Annotated in this window: 23 protein-coding genes; 5 read left to right on the forward strand and 18 right to left on the reverse strand. The window is 42.1% G+C overall.

Features of this window, described 5'->3' with window-relative positions; translation table 11 throughout:
- Positions 1–153: 153 nt before the first annotated feature.
- From CLV57_RS01045 to CLV57_RS01125, 17 genes are all read right to left on the reverse strand, one after another.
- Positions 154–1,143 (reverse strand): beta-ketoacyl-ACP synthase III, encoded by a 990-nt coding sequence (locus CLV57_RS01045; RefSeq protein WP_100339514.1) that lies wholly within the window; start codon positions 1,141–1,143, stop codon positions 154–156.
- A 9-nt stretch (positions 1,144–1,152) separates the two neighbouring features.
- Positions 1,153–2,088, reverse strand: coding sequence for a phosphate acyltransferase PlsX (plsX, locus tag CLV57_RS01050; RefSeq protein ID WP_100339515.1), 936 nt, complete (start codon positions 2,086–2,088; stop codon positions 1,153–1,155).
- Between the two features lie 16 nt (positions 2,089–2,104).
- Positions 2,105–2,296, reverse strand: a complete 192-nt coding sequence (gene rpmF, locus CLV57_RS01055; protein ID WP_100339516.1) for a 50S ribosomal protein L32 — start codon at positions 2,294–2,296, stop codon at positions 2,105–2,107.
- A gap of 9 nt (positions 2,297–2,305) precedes the next feature.
- Complete coding sequence (locus tag CLV57_RS01060) at positions 2,306–2,830, reverse strand: YceD family protein (RefSeq protein WP_100339517.1); 525 nt, start codon at positions 2,828–2,830, stop codon at positions 2,306–2,308.
- Between the two features lie 116 nt (positions 2,831–2,946).
- Positions 2,947–4,128 (reverse strand): DUF5009 domain-containing protein, encoded by a 1,182-nt coding sequence (locus tag CLV57_RS01065; RefSeq protein ID WP_100339518.1) that lies wholly within the window; start codon positions 4,126–4,128, stop codon positions 2,947–2,949.
- 109 nt (positions 4,129–4,237) lie between these two features.
- On the reverse strand, positions 4,238–4,969 hold the full coding sequence (pgl, locus tag CLV57_RS01070) for a 6-phosphogluconolactonase (protein WP_100339519.1): 732 nt from the start codon (positions 4,967–4,969) through the stop codon (positions 4,238–4,240).
- 90 nt (positions 4,970–5,059) lie between these two features.
- Complete coding sequence (gene zwf / locus CLV57_RS01075; protein WP_100339520.1) at positions 5,060–6,586, reverse strand: glucose-6-phosphate dehydrogenase; 1,527 nt, start codon at positions 6,584–6,586, stop codon at positions 5,060–5,062.
- A gap of 33 nt (positions 6,587–6,619) precedes the next feature.
- Entirely contained in the window at positions 6,620–8,041 is a 1,422-nt protein-coding gene (gndA, locus tag CLV57_RS01080; RefSeq protein WP_100339521.1) for an NADP-dependent phosphogluconate dehydrogenase, read from the reverse strand.
- A gap of 3 nt (positions 8,042–8,044) precedes the next feature.
- On the reverse strand, positions 8,045–8,668 hold the full coding sequence (locus tag CLV57_RS01085; protein ID WP_100339522.1) for an HAD family hydrolase: 624 nt from the start codon (positions 8,666–8,668) through the stop codon (positions 8,045–8,047).
- A 21-nt stretch (positions 8,669–8,689) separates the two neighbouring features.
- The gene (tal, locus tag CLV57_RS01090; RefSeq protein WP_100341266.1) at positions 8,690–9,781 is read right to left on the reverse strand and encodes a transaldolase; all 1,092 of its coding nucleotides are present in this window, start codon (positions 9,779–9,781) and stop codon (positions 8,690–8,692) included.
- A gap of 99 nt (positions 9,782–9,880) precedes the next feature.
- Positions 9,881–10,579, reverse strand: coding sequence for a ribose 5-phosphate isomerase A (rpiA, locus tag CLV57_RS01095; RefSeq protein WP_100339523.1), 699 nt, complete (start codon positions 10,577–10,579; stop codon positions 9,881–9,883).
- Positions 10,580–10,668: 89 nt separating this feature from the next.
- Entirely contained in the window at positions 10,669–12,666 is a 1,998-nt protein-coding gene (gene tkt, locus CLV57_RS01100; RefSeq protein ID WP_100339524.1) for a transketolase, read from the reverse strand.
- Between the two features lie 36 nt (positions 12,667–12,702).
- Positions 12,703–13,437, reverse strand: a complete 735-nt coding sequence (locus tag CLV57_RS01105; protein ID WP_100339525.1) for an ROK family protein — start codon at positions 13,435–13,437, stop codon at positions 12,703–12,705.
- Positions 13,438–13,738: 301 nt separating this feature from the next.
- Entirely contained in the window at positions 13,739–16,054 is a 2,316-nt protein-coding gene (locus CLV57_RS01110; RefSeq protein ID WP_100339526.1) for a sensor histidine kinase, read from the reverse strand.
- Positions 16,055–16,282: 228 nt separating this feature from the next.
- Entirely contained in the window at positions 16,283–17,635 is a 1,353-nt protein-coding gene (locus CLV57_RS01115) for an alkaline phosphatase family protein (RefSeq protein WP_100339527.1), read from the reverse strand.
- Between the two features lie 35 nt (positions 17,636–17,670).
- Entirely contained in the window at positions 17,671–19,110 is a 1,440-nt protein-coding gene (locus CLV57_RS01120) for a hypothetical protein (RefSeq protein WP_100339528.1), read from the reverse strand.
- Positions 19,111–19,121: 11 nt separating this feature from the next.
- Positions 19,122–21,101: a PI-PLC domain-containing protein gene (locus CLV57_RS01125; protein ID WP_100339529.1), complete on the reverse strand. Its 1,980-nt coding sequence runs from the start codon at positions 21,099–21,101 to the stop codon at positions 19,122–19,124.
- A 159-nt stretch (positions 21,102–21,260) separates the two neighbouring features.
- Here CLV57_RS01125 and rlmD point away from each other — a divergent pair, with 159 nt between their 5' ends.
- The 5 genes from rlmD to CLV57_RS01150 all read left to right on the forward strand — a co-directional run bounded on the left by rlmD (position 21,261) and on the right by CLV57_RS01150 (position 25,313).
- Positions 21,261–22,679 (forward strand): 23S rRNA (uracil(1939)-C(5))-methyltransferase RlmD, encoded by a 1,419-nt coding sequence (gene rlmD / locus CLV57_RS01130; RefSeq protein ID WP_100339530.1) that lies wholly within the window; start codon positions 21,261–21,263, stop codon positions 22,677–22,679.
- 5 nt (positions 22,680–22,684) lie between these two features.
- Complete coding sequence (locus tag CLV57_RS01135) at positions 22,685–23,083, forward strand: hypothetical protein (protein ID WP_100339531.1); 399 nt, start codon at positions 22,685–22,687, stop codon at positions 23,081–23,083.
- Positions 23,084–23,193: 110 nt separating this feature from the next.
- On the forward strand, positions 23,194–23,709 hold the full coding sequence (locus CLV57_RS01140) for a phosphoribosyltransferase family protein (protein ID WP_100339532.1): 516 nt from the start codon (positions 23,194–23,196) through the stop codon (positions 23,707–23,709).
- 86 nt (positions 23,710–23,795) lie between these two features.
- Positions 23,796–24,881 carry a hybrid sensor histidine kinase/response regulator gene (locus CLV57_RS01145; protein WP_100339533.1) on the forward strand — a complete coding sequence of 362 codons (1,086 nt, stop codon included), beginning with the start codon at positions 23,796–23,798 and terminating at the stop codon, positions 24,879–24,881.
- A gap of 9 nt (positions 24,882–24,890) precedes the next feature.
- Positions 24,891–25,313 carry a response regulator gene (locus CLV57_RS01150; protein ID WP_100339534.1) on the forward strand — a complete coding sequence of 141 codons (423 nt, stop codon included), beginning with the start codon at positions 24,891–24,893 and terminating at the stop codon, positions 25,311–25,313.
- Positions 25,314–25,318: 5 nt separating this feature from the next.
- Here the strand turns inward: CLV57_RS01150 and CLV57_RS01155 are convergent, their stop codons facing one another.
- Positions 25,319–25,783, reverse strand: a complete 465-nt coding sequence (locus CLV57_RS01155) for a response regulator (RefSeq protein ID WP_100339535.1) — start codon at positions 25,781–25,783, stop codon at positions 25,319–25,321.
- Between the last annotated feature and the right edge of the window lie 67 nt (positions 25,784–25,850).

Below are 25,850 nucleotides of genomic sequence, written 5' to 3' on the forward strand. Positions count from 1 at the left end.
AGCCAATATGCGGACATGCAGATGTGCAAATATGCAGATGAATTTTTTATTTTAGGTTATTGATAATTAACAACTTTTATCTTTTAAAGTTTACCCGCCATTGATGTAGCAGAGAATTTACATATCTGCTAATCCGCGTATCTGCACATTAGCTTAATAAGCCCACTTTAAATAAAGTGATCCCCAGGTAAAACCGCCGCCAAAGGCAGCCATTATAATGTTATCACCTTTTTTAAATTTGTCTTCCCACTCCCAAAGGCAAAGCGGAATAGTTGCATTGGTAGTATTACCGTAACGCTCAATATTCACGATCACTTTATCTTCGCCAATATTCATGCGTGATGCGGTAGCATCAATAATACGTTTGTTAGCCTGATGTGGCACCAGCCAGGCAATATCATCGCCTTGCAGGTTGTTGCGCTCCATTATCTCAGCAGCAACATTAGCCATATTTGTTACAGCAAATTTAAATACTGTTTTGCCTTCCTGATAAGCGTAGTGCTCGCGCGCATCAATGGTTTCGTGGCTGGCGGGCTTAACAGAACCACCTGCTTTCATGTGCAGGAACGGGATGCCTGCGCCATCGCTTTTTAAAATAGAATCAACCACGCCTAAACCTTCATAATTGGGCTCAAGCAGGGCAGCGCCACAACCATCGCCAAAAATAATACAGGTAGCACGGTCCTGATAGTCAACTATTGACGACATTTTATCTGCCCCAACTACCAATACTTTTTTGTGCTTTCCGGTTTCAATAAACTGCGCACCGGTAGCCAGGCCAAAAACAAAACCAGAACAAGCCGCCTGCAGGTCAAAGCCCCATGCGTTCACTGCACCAATTTTATGCGCGAAAAGGTTAGCTGTAGCCGGGAAAGGCATATCAGGCGTAGTAGTACAGAAAATGATCATGTCGATCTCTTCGGCACCAATGCCTCGTTTTCTTAAAAGTTCGTTAACAGCAGGAACAGCCAGGTCTGATGAGCCTAAGCCCTCTCCTTTTAAAATCCTGCGTTCTTTAATGCCTGTACGGGTGGTTATCCATTCATCATTGGTTTCCACCATTTGGGATAACTCTTCGTTAGTGAGTACGTAATCAGGCGCGTAGCCATGTACAGCGGTAATTGCTGCAGTAATTTTACTCATAGTATATTTTTACTGGAGGGCGCTGGCTATTTTATTTACCAAATCGCTCTCAACCATATCTTTTGATAACAGTACCATATTTTTTATGGCCTCGTCATTTGAAATGCCGTGACCAACAACAACCGGCGCGTTTACCCCTAAAATTGGGCTGCCGCCATATTGCTCGTAGTTAAAGCGGTCAAAAAAATCATCCTTGATACCCTTTTTGCGGGATATACCATAAAATGATTCGGCCAGCTTTAAAATAATGTTCCCGGTAAAGCCGTCGCAAACATACACATCAGCGCTGTCAGTAAACAAATCGCGCCCCTCGGCATTACCAACAAAATTAAACAATGAAGTTGTTTTCATTAGCGGGTAAGTAGCCTGGCAAAGCAAATTGCCTTTCTCTTCTTCCTCACCAATGTTCATCAATGCCACGCGCGGATTGTCAATATTGTACACATGCTGGGCCATTAAGCTGCCCAAAACGCCAAACTGCACAAGTACATCGGGCTTACAATCAGCATTGGCACCCACATCTAACAAAATACCCAAACCGTTTTTCAGTTTGGGTACAATAGTAATTATGGCCGGCCTTAAAACGCCAGGTATTGCCTTTACGCTAAACATTGCGCCTACCAGCATGGCTCCGGTATTACCTGCAGATGAGAATGCCTGAATGGCACCCTGTTTTAGCAGGTTAAAGCCTACACTAATGCTCGAATCGGGTTTTTGAACAATTGCCTTTGTAGGATGTTCGCCCATGCCAATAACTTCGGTTGTGTGTACAAACTCAAAATTATCAGCACTAACGCCGTTCTCGGCTAAAATGCTGAGCGCCGCTTCTTTATCGCCAATAAGTACCAGCGTATGACCTTGCAAGACTTTATATGCTTTGATTGCCCCTAAAACCGCAGCTTTGGGAGCGAAATCACCGCCCATAATATCCAATCCGATTTTCATACGTGGAAAACGGAAATTAAGCTACTGCAGTTTTCTCTATCAGCAATTTGCCGTTGTAGTATACGTTACCATCAACAGTATAAGCTCTGTGAGTTAAATGCACAGCGCCTGTTACTTTGCAGGTAGTTAAAGTTGGAGCAACAGCTTTATCATGCGTTCTGCGCTTGTCTCTTCTTGATTTGGATATTTTACGTTTTGGATGTGGCATAACTTAATGTTATTTATTTAAATTTTTGAGTGCGTCCCAACGCGGGTCACTATTCTCGTTTTCTTCATTACTTCCTGATAAACTATTAAGCTTATCAAGCATATCTTTATCACAATAAGAGGTATTACCCTCATCGTTGCAAACCGTAACAAACGGAACCGCAACAGTAACATATTCATAGATCAGGCTCGCAAGCGCAATCTCGTTTTCATTTTTCCCAAGGGTGATAACGTCTTCGTCATCGCCCATCTCCTCATCGGTAAACTTAGCTACCTGCTGCTCCTGTACATCAATAACCTGCGGATACTGTGCCAGGCACCTATCGCAAGTTGCACCAATAGTACCTGCAATGCGAAAGTTAAGGATGAGCATGGTTTCCTGCTTCTCCATTTCAACCTCACATTTCAGATCAGCAGTTTTTACCAGCGAATATTCAAACTCACTGAAAAAAGCGTCGTCAACAGCATACTCAAACTGATGCTTTCCTAAAGCCAGACCGGTATACGGGATGGAATATTTTTTAAGCGATTTCAATGAGCAACAATTAGCCTGCAAATGTAGATAAAAATAATAATACAGTGAAACGTTTTTTAAAAATGGTAAAACGGTGAGAATGATGCTGAAAACATCGCAAAAATACACTCAAATTGCTAAATCTTGAGTTTTATTTTCATTTTCAAAAGCAATGCCGTAGCCCATACCATTAAAAACGTAAAAACAACACCTCTTATAACCCCGCCTGTTCCATCTTTTATCAGATCAGGATAATCCAGATCTGTTGTTTGGAGCCACCCGTAAAATATATCTGGCAGCATAAAGCATGTTAAGGTAGCTATACCGGCAGCTTCAATAGGTTTTATCCAATTGTACTTGCCCTTTACATCAACCACAAATATAAAAACGAGGTAAACTAAAGTGCATATGCCCGTACAAATGGCCACCCAGGCAGGCGTTTCTGAAGCTTTGGAGATACCGCCTGTGCTATCGCTTATCAGAAAGCCCAGCACACCAAGCAAAACTGTACCTATTAAAATAGATATGTTAAACCTACCAATTTTGTTATTAGCTAACGCATAACTGTAAAAGGCAGCAACCGCAATACCGGCCATAGTAAATGCCTGCATTGCGCCGTTGCCAGCTAACCATATAAACGGGTATAATGGGTAAATAAAATCTGTGTGACCTAAACTGGCTAATACATTATAAACCATAAAGAAAACCCACGCGCTTATTTGCAGCCAAAGTTTGCCGCCCGAAAAATGGTAGATAAGCGCTCCATATAAATAAGCCCAGCCTATCAAACCTAAAATGCCCCACCAGGTAAAGTGCAACCAAGGCTGCCCATCATCTGTGCTTCTGTAAACTTTTGCTAAGAACACGAGTAATAGCAATCCTGCGCCTTGTAATATATATTTGATCCATGCCTGAGCAATCCAACTATAATCTATAAAAGCTAAAAACATGCTACCAATAGACAAGTATTGCCATGTGCCAGATTGCAATATGGCGTTGTCGTCATCATAAGTTTCCAGGTTAGTGAACCAAAAACCCCAAAACATTAAAATAACCGAACGCTTAATAATGTACAGCGCTGTATTCAATTTCCCTTCAGAACGGTTTTGTAATGCGATAGGAATAGAAAGGCCTACAATGAATAAAAAGGCCGGGAATATCACATCGGCAAGCCCTATTCCATCAGCATCGTCGGCAACGTGGTGTAGCCATTGTGGCGTATTGGGGATATCCTCAATATCGTTCACAAATATCATCAGAAACATAGTAACCGCCCTGAATGCATCAACAGAACGTATTCGGGGTAAGGCTTTTATCATTAGCAAACCGCTTTAAGACTATGCGGTTGGCCGAAAAATAAAATAAAAAAAGCAGATAAACTAACCATGTGGTTGGTCTATCTGCTTCGTTACAAAGAGTATTTTAATATTAATATTCTTCTTCCAGATTAGCAGCTGCAGCTTCATCTAAAAACCACTGCACCTCACCTACTATCGAATCAATCAATTGTGCAGGATATAGTTCAACGTCTTCTTCCGCCTCTAACGCGTTGTAAACAGCAGGCGCTTTGCCTTCTCCATATACAAGGAACGCTATATTTTTTGCTTCGTTAATAAGCGGAGCGTTGAAGGTGATACGATAAATATCTTTTTCTGGTAGGTAGTTGGCTTTAACTGATGGCGTAACGTCGTTCAACGCAGCTGTATGCGGGAATAAAGAGGCGGTGTGTGTGTCATCACCCAGTCCAAGCAATACCAGATCAAAACTCATTTCTTCGTCGTTAAAGAACTCAGCTATTTGTTCTGCATATTTTTGAGCGGCTTCGTTCGGGGTTAATGAGGTATCAACAGCAAAGATGTTCTCGCCCTGGATCATCAATGGCGCGAATAAAGCCTTTTTAGCCATCAGGTAGTTACTGTCTGCATGGTCTTGAGGCACATTGCGCTCGTCGCCGAAAAAGAAATATACCTTCGTCCAATCCACTCTATCGGCATGGCTTGTTGAGGCCAGCAGTTCATAAAGTTTTTTTGGTGAACTACCTCCTGATAACGCTACCGAAAACCTGCCACGGGCCGCAATAGCATCATTAGCAACCTGTATAAAATATTCGGCAAGCGCACTAAGCACTTCATCGGGTGTTGGGAAGATGTTAAGTTTCATAGGTAGTTGATTAGTGAATAGTTAATCAGTGATTAGTTGATCAGCGATTGGAAACTAATCTCTAATCACCATTCAACTAATCACTAAATATTAATGCTTCGCTTTTTTATTTCCGTTAACGGGCAGCGTGAACCAGTGGAAACCGTCGCGGGCTATTAAGGCCTCGGCAACTTCGGGGCCCCATGAATCGGCTGAGTAATTAGGGAAGCTAAGGCTTTTCTTGCCTTCCCAGGTTTTCAGTATCGGCATGATCAGGTCCCATGCAGCTTCAACCTGGTCGCCACGCATAAACAGCGTTTGATCGCCTGCCATGGTATCTAACAACAGGGTTTCGTAAGCCTCAGGAGCCTCGTTGGTATAAGTGCCTTTATAGTCAAACACCATATCAACTGTGTTAAGTACCATATCAATACCCGGGCGTTTAGCCTGTACCTGTAAACGGATACTCATTTCAGGCTGAATGCTGATAATGAGCCTGTTTTGCTGCCAGCTATCTGTAGCCTCCGCCGGGAACACCAGGTGCGGAACGTCTTTAAACTGAATAGTGATTGTTGATGCCGACTGGTGCATGCGTTTACCGGTACGTACGTAGAACGGTACGCCATGCCAGCGCCAGTTATCAACAAAGAATTTTATAGCCGCAAAAGTTTCGGTATTTGAGTTAGGATCAACCTTGGTTTCCTGGCGGTAGCCCGGTACTTCTTCGCCCTGTATCCAACCTGGACCGTATTGGCCCCTAACGGCAGACGTACGTACATCTTCAGGCGTAAATTTACGCATGGCTTTCAACACATCCACTTTACGGTTACGCAGTTCTTCTGCATTAAAGCTGTTTGGGGCTTCCATTGCTACAAAGCAAAGTAACTGTAACAAGTGGTTCTGGATCATATCGCGCAATGCGCCCGAGCCTTCGTAGTAAGGACCGCGATCCTGAACACCTAACTGCTCAGTAACTGATATCTGCACGTGCTCAATAAAGTTACGGTTCCATATTGGCTCTAAAATAGAGTTGGCAAAACGGAAAGCCATAATGTTTTGAACCGTCTCTTTACCCAGGTAGTGGTCTATCAGGTAGATCTGGCAGTCATCATACAAGCTTGAAATTAACTTATTTAATTCCTGAGCCGATTCAAGATCATGACCGAATGGTTTTTCAATTACTATACGTACACGCTTTTTATCTTCGGCCAGTTTAGCTTTGGCTATGTTAGTAGTAATGATCGGGAAGAACTCCGGTGCAACAGCAAGGTAGTAAATTACGTTGGCTTTAGCTTTCCACTCGGCATTGTGCGCGTCAATACGTTTACCAAACTCTTTGTAGGTTTCAGCGTCTTTCGCGTCAGACACCTGGTAGTAAACATTTTTAATAAACTCGTCCCATTTTTCTTTCTCAGCTTTACCACTGCGAGAAAACTGGTTGATATCTTCTAATAATTTTGTTCTGAACTCTTCATCGCTCATTTTGGTACGACCGGTACCAATAATAGAGAACTTTTTAGGCATCCAGCCATCCAGAAACAGGTTGTAAAGGGCCGGGGCCAGCTTACGTGCGTTCAAGTCGCCGGTACCGCCAAAAATGATAAATATGGTAGGATCAGATGTTGCTTTTGTTGACATGTTATTGTGCGCTAAGTCGGTTTATGTATCTGATTAATTTTTGGCTACCCACTGTGTATGGAACTTGCCTTCTTTGCCTATCAGCTCATAAGTGTGCGCACCAAAATAATCACGTTGTGCCTGTATCAGGTTTGATGGCATACGACCGCTGCGGAAAGCATCAAAGTAGCTTAATGATGCAGCATAGCATGGTGCGGCAATACCGGCAGCTGTAACAGCTGATACAACAGTACGTGCACCGCTAACAGCGCCTTTAACCTCATTAGCAACACCGCCATCAAGTAACAAGTGCTCTAAGCCCGGGTTAGCTGTAAACGCTTCATAAATATTTTGCAGGAACAGCGAGCGAATGATACAGCCGCCTCTCCATATTTTAGCGATCTCGGCAAGGTTCAAACCATATTGGAACTCGGTAGACGCGTTAGTTAACATATGTATGCCCTGCGCATAGCTAATGATCATGTTAAAGTAGAAAGCGTTCTCTAAAGCGGCCAAAAACTCCTCTTTATTAACGCTTAGTTGTCCTTCAACACCACCGTAAATACCCTCGGCTTGTACACGCAGTTCTTTATATTTAGAAAGATCGCGCATCGCAACTGATGAATCAACGGTCGGGATAGGTGCCTGCAGGTCCATAGCTACTTGTGAGGTCCATTTACCGGTCCCTTTAGCGCGGGCTTCGTCTTTAATATCGTCTAATAATAAATGATCAGAACCCGGTTCTTTGTAACGGAACACATCGCGTGTAACTTCAACCAGAAATGATTTTAAGCGTCCCTCGTTCCACTGGGTGAATACTTGCTCAATGGCGGAGTTATCCATGCCCAAACCTTTTTTCAGTATCTCGTAGGTTTCTGCTAACAATTGCATTACACCATACTCAATGCCGTTGTGCACCATTTTAACAAAGTTGCCTGCCGAACCTGTACCACAATAGGTAACGCAAGGCTCGCCGTCAACTTTAGCCGCTATTGATTCAAATATTGGCTTTACAACATTGTAGGCTTCTTTGTCGCCGCCCGGCATCATGCTCGGGCCACGGCGTGCGCCTTCTTCACCGCCGGATACGCCCATACCGAAAAAGTGAATTCCTTTTTTGTTCAGGTAATCAAAACGGCGGTTCGTGTCTGTATAATATGTGTTACCGCCGTCAATTATAAGGTCGCCCTTATCAATCAGGGGTAATAATTCTTCTATAACGTCATCAACAATTTTACCGGCGGGCACCAGCATCATTATAGCGCGCGGACTATTAAGGCTGGCTACAAATTGCTTTATATCACTAAAACCTTTTAAGTTACCGTTGGTACTCTCCTGCTCTAATAAAGCGCCTTTTGATGCGTCTTTATCAAAACCGGCTCCCTTAACGCCATGATCTCCCATGTTCAGCAGCAGGTTGCGACCCATTACCCCTAAACCGATCATCCCGAAATCAAATTTTTCTGGTGTGCTCATATATTAATTGTTGTGGTTTTCTTCTTTTAATTTTTCGAGTATAGCTTTTGTAGATTCCAGATCTGTGTGCTGAAAGGCACGTATGCCCAACCGCGACGCGGCTTCAACAAACATAATACGGTCGTCAAAATATACACACTGATCGGGCGATGCCTGAGCAATACCCATGGCCAGCTGCCATATGCCCGGATCGGGCTTGCGCATTTTTACCTCGCATGAGGATACAAACGCGTCAAAAAACTCGTGGAGTTTAAATTTCTTTACGCGATAATCATTCAGTTCCTTGCCCTCGTTGTTTACCGAGATCACACGGAAACCGCAATCGCGTTTCCAATCTTTGAGCCACTGTAAAGTGGGAAGCTCAACAGATTGTTCATAGATAAAAGCCTTAAAATCCTCTCTCGTGAAATCGCGGGGCTGGGTAAATATTACCCTGTCCAGGTATTCATCTAAAGTTATGCTGCCGATCTCATACACGTTGAAGATGAAGTTGTGCAGCTCGTTTATCTCGTTGTAATCAAGCCCGAATTTTTCAGAAGCCAGTTTACGTGATTGATGCCCCCAGCCATTGCTGAGCAATATACCCCCGATATCAAAAAGGAGGATCTTAAGGTTATTCTTTGTCATTAGCTTGTTGTGAGTTGCTAATTAAACTTTGCTTGCTTGCGCTTCAATAGCTTTTAACAGTTTGTCAAACGGAGCATTGAACTTCTCAATACCTTCGTCTTCTAATTGCTGAGTTAAAGCGTGAATGTCAATTCCTGCTGCTGCAATTTTGTCTAAAGCCTCAGTTGCTTTGTCTAAGCCTTCTTCTAAAGTATTAGCTGCTACACCGTGGTCACGGAAAGCTTCGATAGTTTCTAAAGGAACGGTATCAACTGTATCCGGACCAATTAATGCCTCAACATATTTAGTGTCTTTAAACGCAGGGTTTTTGCTGCTGGTACTTGCCCAAAGCAAACGCTGTGGCTGTGCACCTTTAGCTGCTAATTTTTCCCAACGCTCGCCGCTGAATATGCGTTTGTATATTTCGTAAGCTTTTTTAGCTGACGCGATAGCGATTTCACCTTTCAGATCACCAAGACCTTTTTCGTCTAACAATGGGTCAACCAAAACATCAATACGGCTCAAGAAGAAACTTGCTACTGATGAGATATGAGCAATTTCATGACCTGCAGCTAAGTGGTCTTCTAAACCAGCGATGTAAGCTAATGCTACTTCTTCGTAACGAGGTAAGCCGAATAACAAAGTTACGTTGATGTTGATGCCTTGCGCGATAGATTTGCGGATAGCATCCAAACCTGGTTGGGTACCAGGGATCTTGATCATTACATTCTCACGATCAACTTGTTTCCAAAGTAATTTAGCTTGTTCAAAAGTTTCTTCGCCTTTCAATGCTAAAAACGGAGACACCTCTAATGATACATAACCGTCAACTTTGTTGCTTTCTACGTAAAGATCTTTGAACAGATCGCAAGCTGCCTGGATATCTTTTATTGCTAAACCGAAGAATATCTCTTCATTAGTTCTGCTACCGTCAGATAGTTCGGCAATATCACCATCATACATATCGCTGCTGCTGATGGCTTTTTCAAAAATGGCAGGGTTTGAAGTTACACCTCTAACACCGTCATTGTCAATTAATGATTTTAAACGGCCGTCGCCAATAAAGCCACGGTCAATAAAGTCCAGCCAAATGCTCTGGCCAAAGCTGTGTATTTTTTTTACGTTATTTTCCATTATTAAGTATTTTAAGTTTAATCTGTTATTTATTTGCCTCAATAAGCATACCGCTACGGCCTGTCAAACTCTTAAAAAAAGAAGATGACTTTCAAATTGTTATGCTACCAGTATTTCGGCAGGTTGGTTTTGAAACAATCCACTTTCAATAACACCGGTTATGCATTTAATTTTATACTCCATGTCTTTGTCAATGTGTTCAAACTTAACATCAAGTATCAAATTGCCATTTTCGGATATGATAGGTCCATCTTTACCTGTAGCCGGACGCAGCACTATTTCGGTAGCTCCCAGTTTTTTCAAACCGGCTTCTGCAACCATTAATGCCGACGGAAACACTTCTACCGGAACAGGGAATTTTGAACCTATAACATCAACCAGCTTGCTGTTATCAACAATAATATAGTTGCGCTCGCTGGCTGTCATTATCAGTTTTTCTTTAAACATGGCGCCACCGCGACCTTTTATCAAATGCTTGTTAGGGTCAACCTCATCTGCACCGTCAAAATACCAGTCGGGCTTATATTCATAGAGACTAGTGGTTGGTATGCCTAAGTTACTGCACGTTAAAGCTATTTCAACCGAAGTTGGTATAGCCAGCACATTCAGCTTTTCGGCTTTTATTTTTTCGCCAATAGCCAAAATGGCCAGGTATGAGGTTGAACCTGAACCTACGCCAATAATGTCGCCATCTTTAACCTTAGCGGCAATCTGTTCGGCTACCTTCTGCTTGCTTTCGCGGTTGCTGATGGTGGCGTTCCAGGCCAGGTTTTTTAATATGTCGCTATTCCAATCCATGTATTATAGATTTGAGACGTGAGATATGAGATGTGAGATGATAACCAACGGTAAAGTCAGTCTCAAATCTCACACCTCTATACTCATATCTATAAAAGCGCTTTCGCTTTTTTAACTGCGTTATCTACAGTAAAGCCGAAGTATTTGTATAATTCGTCTGCCGGAGCTGACTCACCAAATGTTTCCATAGCCAGGATGTCACCTTCGTCGGTAACATATTTGTGCCAGCCAAGCGGAGAAGCCATTTCAATAGCTAAACGTTTTTTCAATGTTTTAGGGAACACGCTTTCTTTGTAAGCAGCATCTTGTTTCTCAAACAACTCCCATGATGGCATGCTCACAACGCGTGCAGCAATACCTTCTTCAGCTAATTTAGCCTGAGTGTCCATTGCCAAAGCAACTTCAGAACCTGTAGCGATCAATATTAATTGAGCGTTTTCAGCATCAGATAACACGTAAGCGCCTTTTTCTAAGTTTTCAGCTTTAGCATATTTGTCCTGATCTAACACAGGTAATGCCTGGCGGGTGAAGATCAACACAGTTGGGCCACCTTTTTTCTCAACTGCTACGCGCCATGCATGTGCAGTTTCGTTAGCATCAGCCGGACGGATAATAGTTACGTTAGGAATTGAACGTAAAGAGATCAATTGTTCAATTGGCTGGTGAGTAGTACCGTCTTCACCTAAACCAATACTATCATGCGTGTAAACGAAGATTGGGCTGATTTTCATGATGGCCGCTAAACGAATTGGCGGGCGCATGTATTCTGAGAACATCAGGAAAGTTGCACCGAAAGGTTTGATACCTTTTGTTAAGGCCATACCGTTCAATGCAGAACCCATAGCATGCTCGCGGATACCGAAGTGGAAGTTACGACCTGCACGGTTCTCCGATGTAAATGAATCAGACTCTTTTAGAGTAGTTTCTGTAGATGGAGCTAAGTCGGCCGCACCACCAATCAGATTAGGGAAGCTACCTGCAATAGCGTTCAACACTTTACCAGATGCCTGGCGGGTAGCTAATTTAGTACCTGCTGCAAATACCGGTAATTTATCTTTCCAGCCTTCAGGTAATTCATCTTTAGCAGCAGCAGTGTATTCAGCAGCTAATTCAGGGAATTTAGCTGAGTAATCGGCAAATAATTTGTTCCATTTGTCTTCTACCGGAATTCCTCTTGCACCAATTTCTTTGTAGTAAGCTTCAACTTCTTCAGGAACGTTAAATGATTTTTCAGGGTCAAAACCAAAGAACTCTTTAACCAGTTTGATCTCGTCAGCACCAAGTGGTGAGCCGTGTGAACCTGCAGTACCTGATTTATTAGGGCTACCGTAAGCGATCAACGAACGAACACGGATCAATGATGGTTTTTGTTTTTCGGCTTTAGCATTTGTTAAAGCTAATTGCATCGCGTGGATGTCGTTAGCGTCATCAACAAACTGTACGTGCCAGCCGTATGAACGGAAACGCGCGTCAACATCCTCGTTAAAGGTAATGTCTGTGCTGCCTTCTATTGATATTTTGTTGTCATCATAAATGTAGATGATGTTACCTAACTCAAGGTGACCTGCTAATGAAGCAGCCTCTGCAGTTACGCCTTCCATCAAATCGCCGTCTGAGCAGATAGCGTAAACATGGTAATCAAACAGGTTAAAACCAGGTTTGTTATAACGCGCAGCTAAGTGTTTTTGACCGATAGCAAAACCTACACCGTTGGCAAAACCCTGACCCAACGGACCGGTAGTAACATCAACACCCGGAGCCAAACCATATTCTGGATGACCCGCAGTTTTGCTGTGTAACTGACGGAAGTTTTTAATATCCTCTAAAGAAAGATCATAACCTAACAAATGCAAAAAGCTGTACTGTAAAATACACGCGTGACCCGCTGATAAAATAAACCTGTCGCGGTTTGCCCAATCAGGATTTTTAGGGTTAAAGTTGATAAACTCTTTCCATAATACGTGTGCAACCGGTGCAAGCGCCATAGCGGTACCCGGGTGGCCCGAATTGGCTTTCTGAACAGCATCAGCAGATAAGATCCTTACGGTATCTATCGCTAATTTCTCAATGTTTTGATTTGAACTCATTTCTTTTTTTAGTTGTTATTGTTATTGTCAGGTGATTTACTTTTTTGATGACTTGGTTTTGGCCTCATTTGTCCAAAGCCTTGCGCCGCCTTTAATACCATCTTTGTTGGATACAACGGTCATGTTGTCATCCAGCTTCATGGTCAATAAACGGGAATTACCCCCGCCTATGTATAAATGATCGTAATTGAATACGGTTTTTAGCACTTGAAACACTCGTTCCATACGCTGGTTCCACTTCTTTTTACCAATTTTTTCCAACTCACGGTCGCCCATGTACTGGTCATAATCTTTGGTTTTAGTTATAGGGTGGTGTGCCATTTCCAGGTGAGGTAACAAAACCCCGTCAAGCAGCAACGCGCTACCTAAGCCTGTACCGAGAGTAATTACCAGTTCAAGGCCTTTGCCCGAAGCAATGCCCAATCCCTGCATGTCGGCATCATTAACTACTTTAGCCGGCACCTTCAACTCTTCGGAAAGTTTGGAAGCAAAGTCATACCCCGCCCATGCTTTATTGTCCAGATTTGGAGCCGTCCCTACCACACCATCGCGCACGTAGCCCGGAAAACCAACAGAAACACGATCATACGTTAGTTCTTTGGTCAGTTCCTTAATGGCTTTCATCACGCTTTCAGGGTTGGCCGGTGAAGGGGTATCAGTTTTGATATAATCGCTCAGCATTTGGCCATTTTTATCCAAAACGGTGGCTTTAACATGGGACCCGCCTATGTCAATTGCAAGAACTTTAAGCTGAGATGAGGTGGTTTTCATAACTGTATGGGTAGCAAAAGTAACATGTATTTTGTTAATATGTAACAATCTTTATGTCAATAAATCATGAGTTTGTGCAATTAATTTCACTAAAACGTTTTTCTGATAGCGTGAAGGCACTTTTTGACGAAAAAAAATTTTATTTCAAATACAAAAATATATTGAATTTGGTATAAAAACCGCTTTTGCAATCGATAACATAGGGTATAAAAAGCTATTTTAGGTCATAAAACTAATGAGCGTACTTTGTACACTCAGCATGCCATTGACAGACCGAACCGTAAGGCAGCTTACAACTAAGTTATTTTTGTTTTTGAAGATAAATGGTGAACACCGTTCCAACGTTGATCTTGCTGGCTACCTCAATGCTTCCGCCCATGGCTTCTACCTGGTTTTTGGTAATGAATAATCCTATACCCCTCGCATCGCGGTTACCATGAAATGTTTTATACATGCCGAATAGTTTATTACCATGTAATTTAAGGTCAATGCCGCTGCCATTGTCTTTAACAACAATACTTACATGGGTATCGTCAGCAATGGCGCTAATGTTGATTATTGGTGACCTGAACGGGGATTTATATTTGAGGGCATTTGTGAGCAAATTAAGTATAATGCTTTCAAGGTAGGCCGGCACTGCACGTACAAATACTTCTTTTTCAACCTCGTTTTTTACCACCGCGTTGTTTTCCAAAATAATTGCCTGAATGTTCAGCAATGCGCGGTCAACATACTCAGCCAGGTTCAGAAAAACCATACTTTTTTCAACTCCGGTACTCATAAGTACTATTTCATTGAGGTGTGCAATAGTATCGGTTAAGTTGTTAGATGCCTTTTGCAATAGCGGGTAAAACTCGTTTTGTGTACTTTCCGGTGTTTCTTCCTGCATCAACTCCAGCACCATGCCAATATTACCCGAATGCGAACGCAAATTATGTGATACGATATGTGCGAAGTTAAGCAGACGATTGTTTTGTTCGCGTGTTACATCAAGCAATGTCTTTACTTCTTGCTCTGCATCTTTCAACAGGGTTATGTCAAAAAATATGAAAAGATAACCAACAACATCGTTATCTGCATTTTTCACAGGAGTTACAGTTGTTTGTACCGCAAATTCAGATCCGTCTTTACGAACCAAATTCCATTCCTGCGTTTCAAAAGCATTGGTTTTAAGGTTAATTACTAATGCTTCTAAACCAATAATAGGTCTGCTGTATAATTGAGCTAAATGGCTCTTTCGCTCCGCAATCTCGGTCTTGTTATGAAATAATAGCGGGCTGTGCAGGTCAACAACTTCTTGTGACGTATAGCCCAACAGGTTTTCGGCACCTGTATTAAACACGCGTATGAGTCCGTTAAGATCGGTTTCCACAACACCTACCCTGGTTGAGGCGTTTTGAATACTTTTCATTTTGTCTACAGACTCTTTTAGTGCAAATTCAAGCGTTTTTAATTGCGTGATATCGTTAACCTGAGATATAAAGTAGAGCGGATCGCCATTTTTGCTTTTTACCAGTGCAACAGCCAGAAGGGCATAAATTATGTTTCCATTTTTATGGATATACCTTTTCTCCATTGTAAAGCCATCCCGTTCTCCTCTTAAAACCGATGCCACCAAGGCCAGGTCAGCTTGAAGGTCATCCGGATGTGTCAGGTGCTGAAAATCAGTTACACGCAACTCATCTTCGCTATAGCCAAGCAACTGGCAAAAGTTTTTGTTAATGCGCAACCATCGCCCTTCCGGACTCACCAACGCAACTCCATTGGGTGCAAATTCAAACGTTAGCCTGAATTGTTCCTCCTCCAAAGCCAGTCTGTTTAGGGTTACCGCTTTTTCATCAATATCCTGCACCAAACCATAAATGCGTACACATTTATGGTTCTCAATAACCGGCGCCGCAACTATCCTTACCCATTTATTGTTATTTGCAGCAGTAAGCACTTGTAACTCTACGTCAAAGGCCTCGGCATTAGCGATCAGGTTGTCTAACTTAGCCCTGATCAATTGCCGGCTATGTCCTTCCGGATGAAACTCAATCAGATTTTCGCAAAGTGGCACATAATCAGGGCCTACCTCAAATATTTTCTTGGCAATAGCGCTCCAATGCACTTTGCGGTTTACCAGGTCAATTTCCCAGGTGCCAATTTGTGCAACTTCTTTGGTGGTTTGTAAAAGGTCTTTGTAGTGAATTAAAAGTAGCTCATTATTTTTACGTTCCGTAATATCGCGTATGGAGCCCATTATCCACTCTGGCTGCCCATCAGACGTAAAAGTTGCTATACTTCCTTTATCAATCACCCAAACCCAACTTCCGTTTTTGTGTCTATATCTAACCTCCAACTCATAGTAATCCACTTCGCCATCCAAGTGTGCACGCATATGCTTACTCACACGCGGTTCATCATCAGGATGTAATACAGAAAGCCAGAACTGTTGAGTGGGAGGCGAAATTTCATCAAGTGTATAACCCAATGTAGCTGCCCAATGACTATTATAAATGAGTTGGCCGGTTTGCAGATTGTACTCCCAGGTGCCGAGGCCGGCACTGTCAATTATTTTCTTGAAGCGCTGTAGTTGGTTTTCAAAACTATTTGCATCGGCATGTATCAAAGTCATAAAAACAATAGCACCTTGGGCACCTTTAGGGGTATAAAAATGATCAGTTACAAATGCTAATATACATCAAAATAGCTTTTACAGAGCAACTTGATTGGTTATCGTTCCCATAACTTTAACGTAGGTAAGATTGTTTGCAGTATCCTGCAAACAATCATTATATATTGAGCGATCGAATTTTTAATGGGCTGATCATATCAGGCACTATTGGTGAAGTGCCGCAGCGAACTACAGGTTAAGATGATTCCACATCACGTCGAAAATTGCAGTAGGCTGGATGCTGCCTTCACCCTGCGATTGCCCGGTTATTAAAACCGCTTTATAAGCATCATCAATATTGGTTCGCCCGTGGGAGCCTTTTATAAGCGTAGCATCAAGCGGAATAACATCCATTACATACCTGAATCCCGCCAGTTTACGCAATAATTTATAACCTGCGCGTGCTTTAGATGTCATGAACATTTCAACCGGATCATAACCGGGTTTTTTGTGGATATCGACGCATCGGGCATAGTCGGGCGCAACCGCGTCATCTAACCAGAAGTAGTAAGTAAACCAACTGTCCTTATCGGCTACTACAACAATATCGCCTGCGCGTTCGTGGTCGATATGATATTGCTTTTGCCCTGCTCTATCTAATATTAACTCAATGCCTTTAACGCCTTTTAGCAAAGCTTTTACTTTTTCGGTTACAGATTGATCATTGATGTAAATATGAGCTATCTGGTGGTCGGCAATGGCAACTGCTTTTGACGCTGCTGCATCCAACAACTCCAACCCCCGCTCTACCCTAACCTGTATCAGCCCCTCTTTACGCAACAGTCGATTAAGATGTATGGGGTTACTTACCGGCGCTATGCCGTATTCAGACAAAATAATGATCTCAGCATTTTTCTTTTGGTAGAAGGTTACGAGTTGTTCAATCACTTTATCTATCTCGCCTAACTCAGTACTGATTTTTGAAAAGTCCGGACCAAATTTTTGCAGGCAATAGTCTAAATGTGGAAGATAAATAACCGTGAATGTTGGGTTATTCATATCATCGTTCAACATACTTGCATCGGCTATCCATTGTGTTGATTTGATGTTAGCCCCCGGTCCCCAAAACTGGAATAGTGGAAACTGGCCCAGTTTTTCCTGCAAAACATCACGCAACTCAGCCGGCTGCGAATAACAATCGGGCATTTTTCGGCCATCGGCAAGGTACTGTGGCCTTGGCGTTACCGAAAAATCAGCCGTTGAATACATATTGTACCACCAAAACATATTGGCACTGGTAAATGCAGGGTCTTGCTTTTTGGCTTTGTCCCATATTTTTTCACCGTTAACCAACTTGTTAGATTGCTTCCAGAACTTCACTTCAGAATCTTCACGGTCAAACCAGCCGTTACCTACAATTCCTGTATCAACTGGCCATTTACCGGTAAGATAAGTTGACTGAACAGCGGTAGTAACAGCAGGCAATACCGGTTCTATGGTGGTAATGTGCCTTTCGGCTATATATTTTTTTAAGAATGGGGTATGCTCGCCAATTACAGATTTTGACAGGCCCACCACATCAATAACAACAGTTTTTTTCATAGTATTATTTTCAAAACAACAACGAATGCGGAAGGCTAAAAGTTGTAAATGTAAGCAAACAACAAGCCCATTGAAAAATGGTGGGCGTGTGTTTTGCCCAATTCGCCTTCTAAAATATTCTCCTCACTCGGCGAATCAAAGTTAATGGATTGTTGGTAGTTATTGGTTGAACCGTAAGCAAACATAAATCCGGTACGTAAGTTAAACTTCCGCTTTTTTACGTTGGTACCTAATTGCCAGCGAATGTTGTTCCAGTTAGTGGTATTGTATTGATAACCTACGTTATCTTTATTAAGCGCTTCACTGGCGTAACTAAAGTCTGTCCGTACAGAGGCATATCCCGTTACATTGGGCTTTAACAAATAGCTAACACCTACCCCAAAGTTTATTACAGCACGACGTGCATCGGTAAGGTTAAGCAACTGAGGTGAATACAACGCGCTGATAGCGCCCCCTCGTGCAAAGTAATCATTGGTAGCAGTCAGGATGTTGTATAACGGAACGTTTTTAAAATACTCGGTTGTAAAATTAACTTGTCCTTTATTGTTGTTAAAGTCGCGGGCATAACCCAGCGCTACGCTTACAGGCATTTTCCATGTAGCTGAAAGATTGGTTTGACGGGCATTGGCGAGCAGGTTTACCGGTTCCGGTAAAAAAGAGGGTTGGATATTGTTTAATTCAACGTCGCTAAGGATAGTACCCTTGCCGTACAAACGCATAGAAGGTGTAGTTAGTAACAAACCCACATGGTTTTTCCCTTCATCATATGACAGACCAATTTTAAAGCGCATATTAAGGTGGTAATAATCGGCCTGGTAAGAATCGTGTGCGCTAATGTATGCCGGATAATTTCCGGTTGACGTGTTTCTGAAGGCTCGGCTACTGTAATATGCCTGGTAAAAATAATGCCGTAACCCCGATTCGCCTGTGAAACCAAGGGCAACCTTATCCGAAATTTTAAAGCCCACACTTAACAATGCTGATGTATAACTGGCTTTATTTTGAACCGCGTACTGCCCTAAAAAACTTTCCTTGCCCGGACTCTCATTCTGACTGATGATATCTACATCAGAATTACCTTGCTGATGCGACTGATAGTTTATTTGCGGATCATGTAAAAAAGCGTAACCAATAGTAAAGGCCTTACCCACATTTAAATGCAGCGTGCCCGATCCCATTACCGGGATAATGTTGGCATACACCGAACGCAGATCTTTACCCGTGCCGGTACCGTTAGCAATTTTTATCAGTTGCCATTGGTATAAGTTGCCGCTGATGGATGCGGAGTTTTTCAAAGAATAAGCCAACAGTGCAGGGTTGTAAAAAACCACGCCGCTATCTCGGTTATTGGCAACCACGCCTCCGGGCATTACAAAACTGCCCGCCGAAAAGTTTGACGACCAGTAATGAGTATCCTGAGCGGATGCATTAAGGGAAAGAATAAGGAAAATAAACAGCAGTAAACGTTCAATCATAAGGTAAGGATCTATTTGCTGTATACAGCGCTTTTGTTCAGCTCAACACAATAATCAGTTATCCAGGCGCCGGCCATATCTACATACAAAATATTAGGCTTGTTTTTGTTGTTAATGGTTCCATCCGCTACCCACTCCTTTACTTTAAGCGGGAGCGATTTATTGCCATAAAGCGCCAGATCACGAATGCTTTTGTTTTTACGGATCATGTTGGTAAGTAGTATAGCTCCGTTAATGATAGGACTAACACGCTCATCCTGAAAATCATTGCAGATCAGTGCCGCCTCATCAGCAGCTTGTGTTAATTGCCAATCCAGCCGGATCATGTCATTGTTGTTAACGCCAGCGCTCATTCCTTTAAAAAAGTTTTGTTCAGCCTGCAGCATTTTATTAAGCACATTGGTGGCGGCGTAAGCTCGCCTGAAGTTGATAAAAGCATTAGAGCTCTGGTCAATTGTACAATTATCAACCAACTTGTCAGCTTGCGTATAGCCTTCAAAAGTGATAATAACTTTGCCTGCCACATTGGCCAATGCAGTTTGATGAAGGGGTTTGTTAATCACGTAAACCTGGTCTTTTCCGAGTTTATCTATCATATAAGCTGCCACGCGTTTCATGGATGCTTCCTTCTCACAAAAGTGGCTGAAGGTTAGCAGCACAAATTCTTTCTTGTTGGTTTGCAAAAAGTCTTTCATGCCCGTTAAAACGTCATCAAACTTTTCGCCATAACCACCACCAACGGCATCGGCCATACAGTCTGACGAGCTATGTTTGGTATACAATTCTTTATTAAAATCGCCAATACGCAGATCAAACATTCTTATCCCCTGGTTTAGCTGCATTTTTATGTTTTGTATCTGGGTAAGGGTATTGCACTCATTGATAGTGCCTTTTTGCTGACCACCCGTAGCCGTGAGTACAGACATTCCGGCATCGTGCGAGCCTGGAATTACGATATCCTTCAAAGTATAATGCATTTTATCAGGGAAGAAAACATCTTCTATCCATGATGCAGGGTCATAGCTGGTAAAATAACTCAGGCGTATTTTTTTATCCAGGCCAACAAAAGCCAGAATGAATTTTTTATCATCAACCGTTGCGATTGATACGGAAACCGCCGTTGTAAAATCATCTGACAAAGCAATAGTCGCGGTAAGCGACCCATCTTTCTTACTTGTAGCATAATACAGGTGGTTATCTTTAGCACCTTTCCATATATAAAACAGCCTATCGGCATCAAAAACGTGATAAATGGCTGGTGTTGAGTTGGAGCGGGCGAAGTTACTTGCTGGAAGCCAGGTGTCACTGTCCGCCTGATAATCCATGTAATACGCTTTGTTTTCTTTGTATCCTTTGTAAGTAATACGCGCGCTTGATGCAGACAATGACACTAAAAAAGGATAATCGGCACTTTTTACATCTGGTATTGCTTTTACTGATGTTTTACCCAGAGTTCCATCAGCATTAATGTTAAATAGCGCGTAAACCATTTGGTGTTTTGCCATACCATGGCTCACTATCATTAAGCGTTTACCCAAAGCTACAGACGTAGCACCAGCCGTTAACTTAGCATTCAGATCTGCCGTGTACACTTTTTGTGTAGCAAAACTGGTATCGGTAGCGTTTATAATATATTTAAATGTGCCATCAGGCGCTATCCAGGTAAGATATAGCCTGCCCCCTGCTTTACTAAACATTGGCGCAAAGGCAGTTTCGGCATCCTTCACCGGTTCATCATGCTGTGAAGCTATTTTGGCATATTGCCTGCCCAGGTAACGTAAATTTATTTTTCCTGTAGGTCCGGCCTCTTTCCATGCTGTAAAAAAACCTCCCTTATAATTGGTAATATCAATAGCCTTGTCTGTTGCAGCTGCTAACGTTAGATCAATAGGTTCGCCAAAACTGAGGCTTTGCGCATACAACTTAACTTGCGTTAATGCAATAAATACAATTAGAATAAGGGTGGTTTTACTATATAATTTTAATTTCACAGAGAGCAGATATAATTGGCTTTTTATTACTTGCTAAGTTAAAATTTTAAGCCAATATGTAAAGACAATGCCACATATTCACTTGAAAACTCAAATACAACAAGCATATCTGCACATCAGCTCATTTACACATCCGCTCATTTGCTTACCTTTGCTGCAATGAGCAGAGGTAAAGGAGCAAAAAACCAAACGTTTGAGAATGTAAGCATTATTGACATTGCCGAAGAAGGCAAAGGAGTTGGTAAGGCCGATGATTTTGTATTATTTGTTGAAAAAGCTGTACCCGGCGATGTGGCCGACGTGCAGGTATATCGCAGCAAAAAAAACTTCGGCGAAGCTAAAATTATAGCTTTAAAGCAGCCAAGCGCTCACCGCGTGCAGGCATTTTGTGAACACTTTGGCACATGCGGCGGTTGCAAATGGCAACACATGACCTATGATGCGCAGCTGCAGTTCAAACAAAAAACAGTTGCAGAGGCACTTGGTCGTTTGGCAAAAATTGACGTAAGCGGCATGCTGCCTATTGTAGCATCGCCAGAAGATAGATACTATCGCAATAAACTGGAGTTTACCTTCAGTAACAAGCGCTGGCTGTATGACGGCGAGAACCGCGAAGATGCCGACCTTAACATGAATGCGCTGGGTTTTCACATTCCGGGCCGTTTTGACAAGATTTTAGATGTTAGACACTGCTACCTGCAAGCCGATCCGTCAAACAGCGTCCGCAACAGCATTGACAGCTTTGCCCGCGCTAATGGATATAGCTATTATGATCTGCGTAACCACGAAGGTAACCTGCGTAACCTGATTATCCGTACCTCATCAACAGGTGAGTTAATGGTAATAGTGGTTTTTGCTTACGCCGATGACGAGCAGGTAAATAAATTGATGAGTTTTGTTGAGGCCGAGTTTCCGCAGATCACATCGTTGCTGTACATTTTGAACCATAAAAAGAACGATACCATTTTTGACCAGGAAGTAAACGTGTGGAAAGGACGGGATTTTATCTACGAGGAGATGAATGGCATTAAGTTTCGCATTGGGCCAAAATCATTTTATCAAACCAACTCGGCGCAGGCATTGCGCTTGTATGAGATAACGCGCGACCTTGCACAACTTAAAGCCGATGACCTGGTTTATGACCTGTATACCGGCGCGGGCACCATTGCTAACTTTGTTGCAGGTTCGGTAAAAGAGGTAGTTGGTGTAGAGTACGTACCGGATGCAATTGAAGATGCCAAAATTAACAGCGCCATTAACAATATTGCCAACACCAAATTTTACGCAGGCGACATGAAAGACGTGCTCTCGGCAAATTTTGTAGCCGAGCATGGCAAGCCGGATGTTATCATTACCGACCCACCGCGTGCAGGTATGCATGCAGATGTTGTAGCCCGTTTGATGAAAATTGAGGCGCCAACTGTTGTTTATGTAAGCTGTAATGTGGCCACTCAAGCACGTGATCTGTTGGTGCTAAAGGAAAAATACGACGTAGTTACCATACAGCCGGTTGATATGTTCCCACATACGCAGCACGTGGAAAACGTGGTTTTATTAAGAATTAAAAAGCAAGAGTAAGAAAGATGAATCCGGAAGATTTGCTTAATGAAGGTGCCGGTCAGCAGCAGAAAAAAGCGGCACCAAGTCCGCTGATAAGTTTAGAGCGTGACCTAAAAGAGTTTAACGACGCACTACACGAAGTTGCTGTTGAAATAATAGTAGAGGGGCTGTCAAAATATCCCATTTTTGTTGCACATCAGCATGAACTAAAACTGGGTGAGGTGATTTTAGACCGCCATGAACTGAATGCCGAGTGGACCATACATGCCTCAACATTAGAAGAGTTTGTTGAGCGCGGCGTTATAAAACCCGAGCTTAAAGAACGCTTTATTACCAGTTACAAAAGCCCTAAAGATTATATGTGCGTGTTTGTGGTGGTACCCGAAGGAGCAAACTTTGTATACTATCCATACATAAAATAACAGCAGCTTTACCAACTTAAAAGTTTGAATTGTTGTAAAGTTGCCCCTATATTTACGCTGACGTTAACTTCTGCAAAACAGATATAGTCACTCATACAATTCTGCCAATAATGGAATCTGCAAGTAAAAACCTGTTAATACTCAATAAACAACAAATTCAGCAAAAAATTGACCGTATTGCTTATCAAATACTGGAAGACAATTTTGATGAAGAAGAAGTGTTGTTGGCTGGTATGCTTCCACGTGGTGGCCACTTAGCTAAACGCATCAAAAATGTTTTAGATGAGATTGCTCCTTTTAAAAGCAAACTGGTTAGTATTGAAATTGATCGTTTAAGCAGCAGCCTGGATGCAAAAATTGATTTCGAGCTGGAAGAGTGCAATAACAAAGTTGTTATTTTGGTTGATGACGTATTGAACAGCGGAAAATCATTAGCCTATGGCTTTGGCGTTTTTTTAGATGCTCCATTAAAAAAGCTGCGCACTGTTGTATTGGTTGATCGCAACCACAAAAACTTTCCTGTAAATACCGACTACGCAGGTATTGCGTTATCAACTATTATAAAGCAGCATATTGATGTTGTTCTTGATGAGGAAGGGCAAGAAGACGCTGTTTATTTAAGATAAGTTTATACGGGAATTAATTTTCATATAAAATACATAAGCACTATTGCAACAAAAGCAATTGCTGCTTTTAATCCCTGTTTCTACCTATGGCAGAGAAGATAAAAATACTGTACCTCGACGACGAGATAGATAACTTGACGGGCTTTAAAGCCACATTTAGGTTGGACTATCAGGTTTTTACTGCTGTTAACGTACAGGGAGCGTTAGACTATCTTTCACAACACCCCGACATCAGGATAGTATTTTGCGACCAACGAATGCCCGGCAAAACAGGTGTGGAATTTTTTGAAGAAATACGAATTGCTTTTCCTGCTCCTATCCGCATACTTATTACGGCTTATACCGATGTTGAGTCTGTTATTGATGCTATTAACCGCGGCAACATATTCAGGTTTATCAGAAAACCATGGGATGCAGCGGAAGTAATTTCCGCAATTGATGAGGCTAACAAGTTTTATCAGGCTAATTCAGTACTCACCATCAAAAATGAAGAGCTGCGTAAAGCTTATGCCGAGCTGGACAAGTTTGCTTACAGTGTGAGTCACGATATACGCGGACCATTATCCGGCGTTTTAGGCGCCATTAACGCTGCAAGGGAAATACATGACATTAATGAGATGAAAGAGATGCTTTTCCTTATGGAAAAGTCTCTTAAAAAGCTGGACAACTACATCATCTCTATGCATGATTACTATAGTTTACAACGTGGAGAACTTCGCATTACTGACGTTGACTTTAACCAGCTGGCAGATGAGCTGAGGGATGTTTTTAAAGTAATGGCCGGTACGGGCAGTGTTGATTTTAATATAACGGTTGATCAAAGAGAGCCTTTTAGAAGCGATATTGGACCATTAAAGTTAGTATTGAACAACCTGCTTTCTAACGCGTTTAAATACCAGGACAAGGGCAGTGACGAAAAAAAGGTTGAATTGACCATACTGGTTTTCAGAGGAGTGGCCCAAATAGAGGTGAAAGATACCGGCATTGGTATTTTAGGCAGCCACATAAGCGAAATTTTTACACTTTTTTATCGTGCAAGTTCGCAACAGGCAGGTTCGGGCTTTGGCTTGTATAACGTTAAAAGCGCTTTGTTGAAGTTAAATGGCAACATTGAAGTAAACTCTGCACTTAACAAAGGCACCACATTTAAGGTAACTATCCCTACTAAATAAATAATTACAATGAACCTCTCTTTTATAGTGATTGACGATACCGAACTTGATCAGTTCATAGCCAAAAGAATGATTGGCCAGGCGGGTAAACACTTTGAGGTTAAAAGCTTTTACGAGGCGCGGTCTGCATTTGAATTTATAAAAAGTGAAAGTGAACTATTAAGTGCAGATGTGGCTACACTTGTTTTGCTTGATATGTATATGCCGGTAATGAACGGCTATGACTTTTTAGAGGCCTTTGAAACACTTGACCCAAAAGTACAAGACAAGTATTATATTGTAGCCCTGACATCGTCTGTTGATAGAACAGATAACGCGCGCTTCAGATCATACAAAAGTGTAAAAGGTGTGCTGTGCAAGCCGCTATCAGCAACAGACCTTACAAGTGTGATAACCCGCATGATAGCCGAAAAAGGGATCGTAATCCCTTAATGAATTTATGACAGCAGTCTTTGCCTCAGCAAAAACTCTAACTGATCATTAGAAGTTCCCAACTGCTCATTCTCCTCTTTTAGTTTTTGTTTTTGCAGGTAAATAGCATAAGCCTGAGCAATTGTATCATCAAGTTCCTGCTCGTTCCACGGTTTAGTAAGATAGTGAAATATCTTTCCTTTATTAACCGCGTCAACAACCGCGTTCATATCAGTGTAACCGGTAAGAAGTATGCGCATAGGGTCAGGAAATTTTCCAATTACCTGCTCCAAAAACTCAACACCAGTCATATTGGGCATACGCTGGTCTGTAATAATGATCTCGATCGGCTTTTCGGCCATTATTTTGAGCGCTTCTTCACCGCTTAGCGCAGTGTACACCTGATATTTGATCCTGAATACAGATTTAAACGAAAACAGGTTGTTCTCTTCGTCGTCTACATAAAGTATCGCTATCTTTTTTTCGGCCATAATCAGGTAAATATTAGGGATGCGTTATAATACAAACGCCTGTCAAATATAAAAAGTTTATATTCAA

The sequence above is a fragment of the Mucilaginibacter auburnensis genome (assembly GCF_002797815.1).
Taxonomy (GTDB): domain Bacteria; phylum Bacteroidota; class Bacteroidia; order Sphingobacteriales; family Sphingobacteriaceae; genus Mucilaginibacter; species Mucilaginibacter auburnensis.

Excerpts from the sequence above, each read along its gene's own strand:
- CLV57_RS01045 (WP_100339514.1), bottom strand. The coding sequence starts at position 1,143 with ATGAGTAAAATTACTGCAGCAATTACCGCTGTACATGGCTACGCGCCT.
- plsX (WP_100339515.1), bottom strand. The coding sequence starts at position 2,088 with ATGAAAATCGGATTGGATATTATGGGCGGTGATTTCGCTCCCAAAGCT.
- rpmF (WP_100339516.1), bottom strand. The coding sequence starts at position 2,296 with ATGCCACATCCAAAACGTAAAATATCCAAATCAAGAAGAGACAAGCGC.
- CLV57_RS01065 (WP_100339518.1), bottom strand. The coding sequence starts at position 4,128 with ATGATAAAAGCCTTACCCCGAATACGTTCTGTTGATGCATTCAGGGCG.
- pgl (WP_100339519.1), bottom strand. The coding sequence starts at position 4,969 with ATGAAACTTAACATCTTCCCAACACCCGATGAAGTGCTTAGTGCGCTT.
- zwf (WP_100339520.1), bottom strand. The coding sequence starts at position 6,586 with ATGTCAACAAAAGCAACATCTGATCCTACCATATTTATCATTTTTGGC.
- gndA (WP_100339521.1), bottom strand. The coding sequence starts at position 8,041 with ATGAGCACACCAGAAAAATTTGATTTCGGGATGATCGGTTTAGGGGTA.
- CLV57_RS01085 (WP_100339522.1), bottom strand. The coding sequence starts at position 8,668 with ATGACAAAGAATAACCTTAAGATCCTCCTTTTTGATATCGGGGGTATA.
- tal (WP_100341266.1), bottom strand. The coding sequence starts at position 9,781 with ATGGAAAATAACGTAAAAAAAATACACAGCTTTGGCCAGAGCATTTGG.
- rpiA (WP_100339523.1), bottom strand. The coding sequence starts at position 10,579 with ATGGATTGGAATAGCGACATATTAAAAAACCTGGCCTGGAACGCCACC.
- tkt (WP_100339524.1), bottom strand. The coding sequence starts at position 12,666 with ATGAGTTCAAATCAAAACATTGAGAAATTAGCGATAGATACCGTAAGG.
- CLV57_RS01105 (WP_100339525.1), bottom strand. The coding sequence starts at position 13,437 with ATGAAAACCACCTCATCTCAGCTTAAAGTTCTTGCAATTGACATAGGC.
- CLV57_RS01110 (WP_100339526.1), bottom strand. The coding sequence starts at position 16,054 with ATGACTTTGATACATGCCGATGCAAATAGTTTTGAAAACCAACTACAG.
- CLV57_RS01115 (WP_100339527.1), bottom strand. The coding sequence starts at position 17,635 with ATGAAAAAAACTGTTGTTATTGATGTGGTGGGCCTGTCAAAATCTGTA.
- CLV57_RS01120 (WP_100339528.1), bottom strand. The coding sequence starts at position 19,110 with ATGATTGAACGTTTACTGCTGTTTATTTTCCTTATTCTTTCCCTTAAT.
- rlmD (WP_100339530.1), top strand. The coding sequence starts at position 21,261 with ATGAGCAGAGGTAAAGGAGCAAAAAACCAAACGTTTGAGAATGTAAGC.
- CLV57_RS01135 (WP_100339531.1), top strand. The coding sequence starts at position 22,685 with ATGAATCCGGAAGATTTGCTTAATGAAGGTGCCGGTCAGCAGCAGAAA.
- CLV57_RS01140 (WP_100339532.1), top strand. The coding sequence starts at position 23,194 with ATGGAATCTGCAAGTAAAAACCTGTTAATACTCAATAAACAACAAATT.
- CLV57_RS01145 (WP_100339533.1), top strand. The coding sequence starts at position 23,796 with ATGGCAGAGAAGATAAAAATACTGTACCTCGACGACGAGATAGATAAC.
- CLV57_RS01150 (WP_100339534.1), top strand. The coding sequence starts at position 24,891 with ATGAACCTCTCTTTTATAGTGATTGACGATACCGAACTTGATCAGTTC.
- CLV57_RS01155 (WP_100339535.1), bottom strand. The coding sequence starts at position 25,783 with ATGGCCGAAAAAAAGATAGCGATACTTTATGTAGACGACGAAGAGAAC.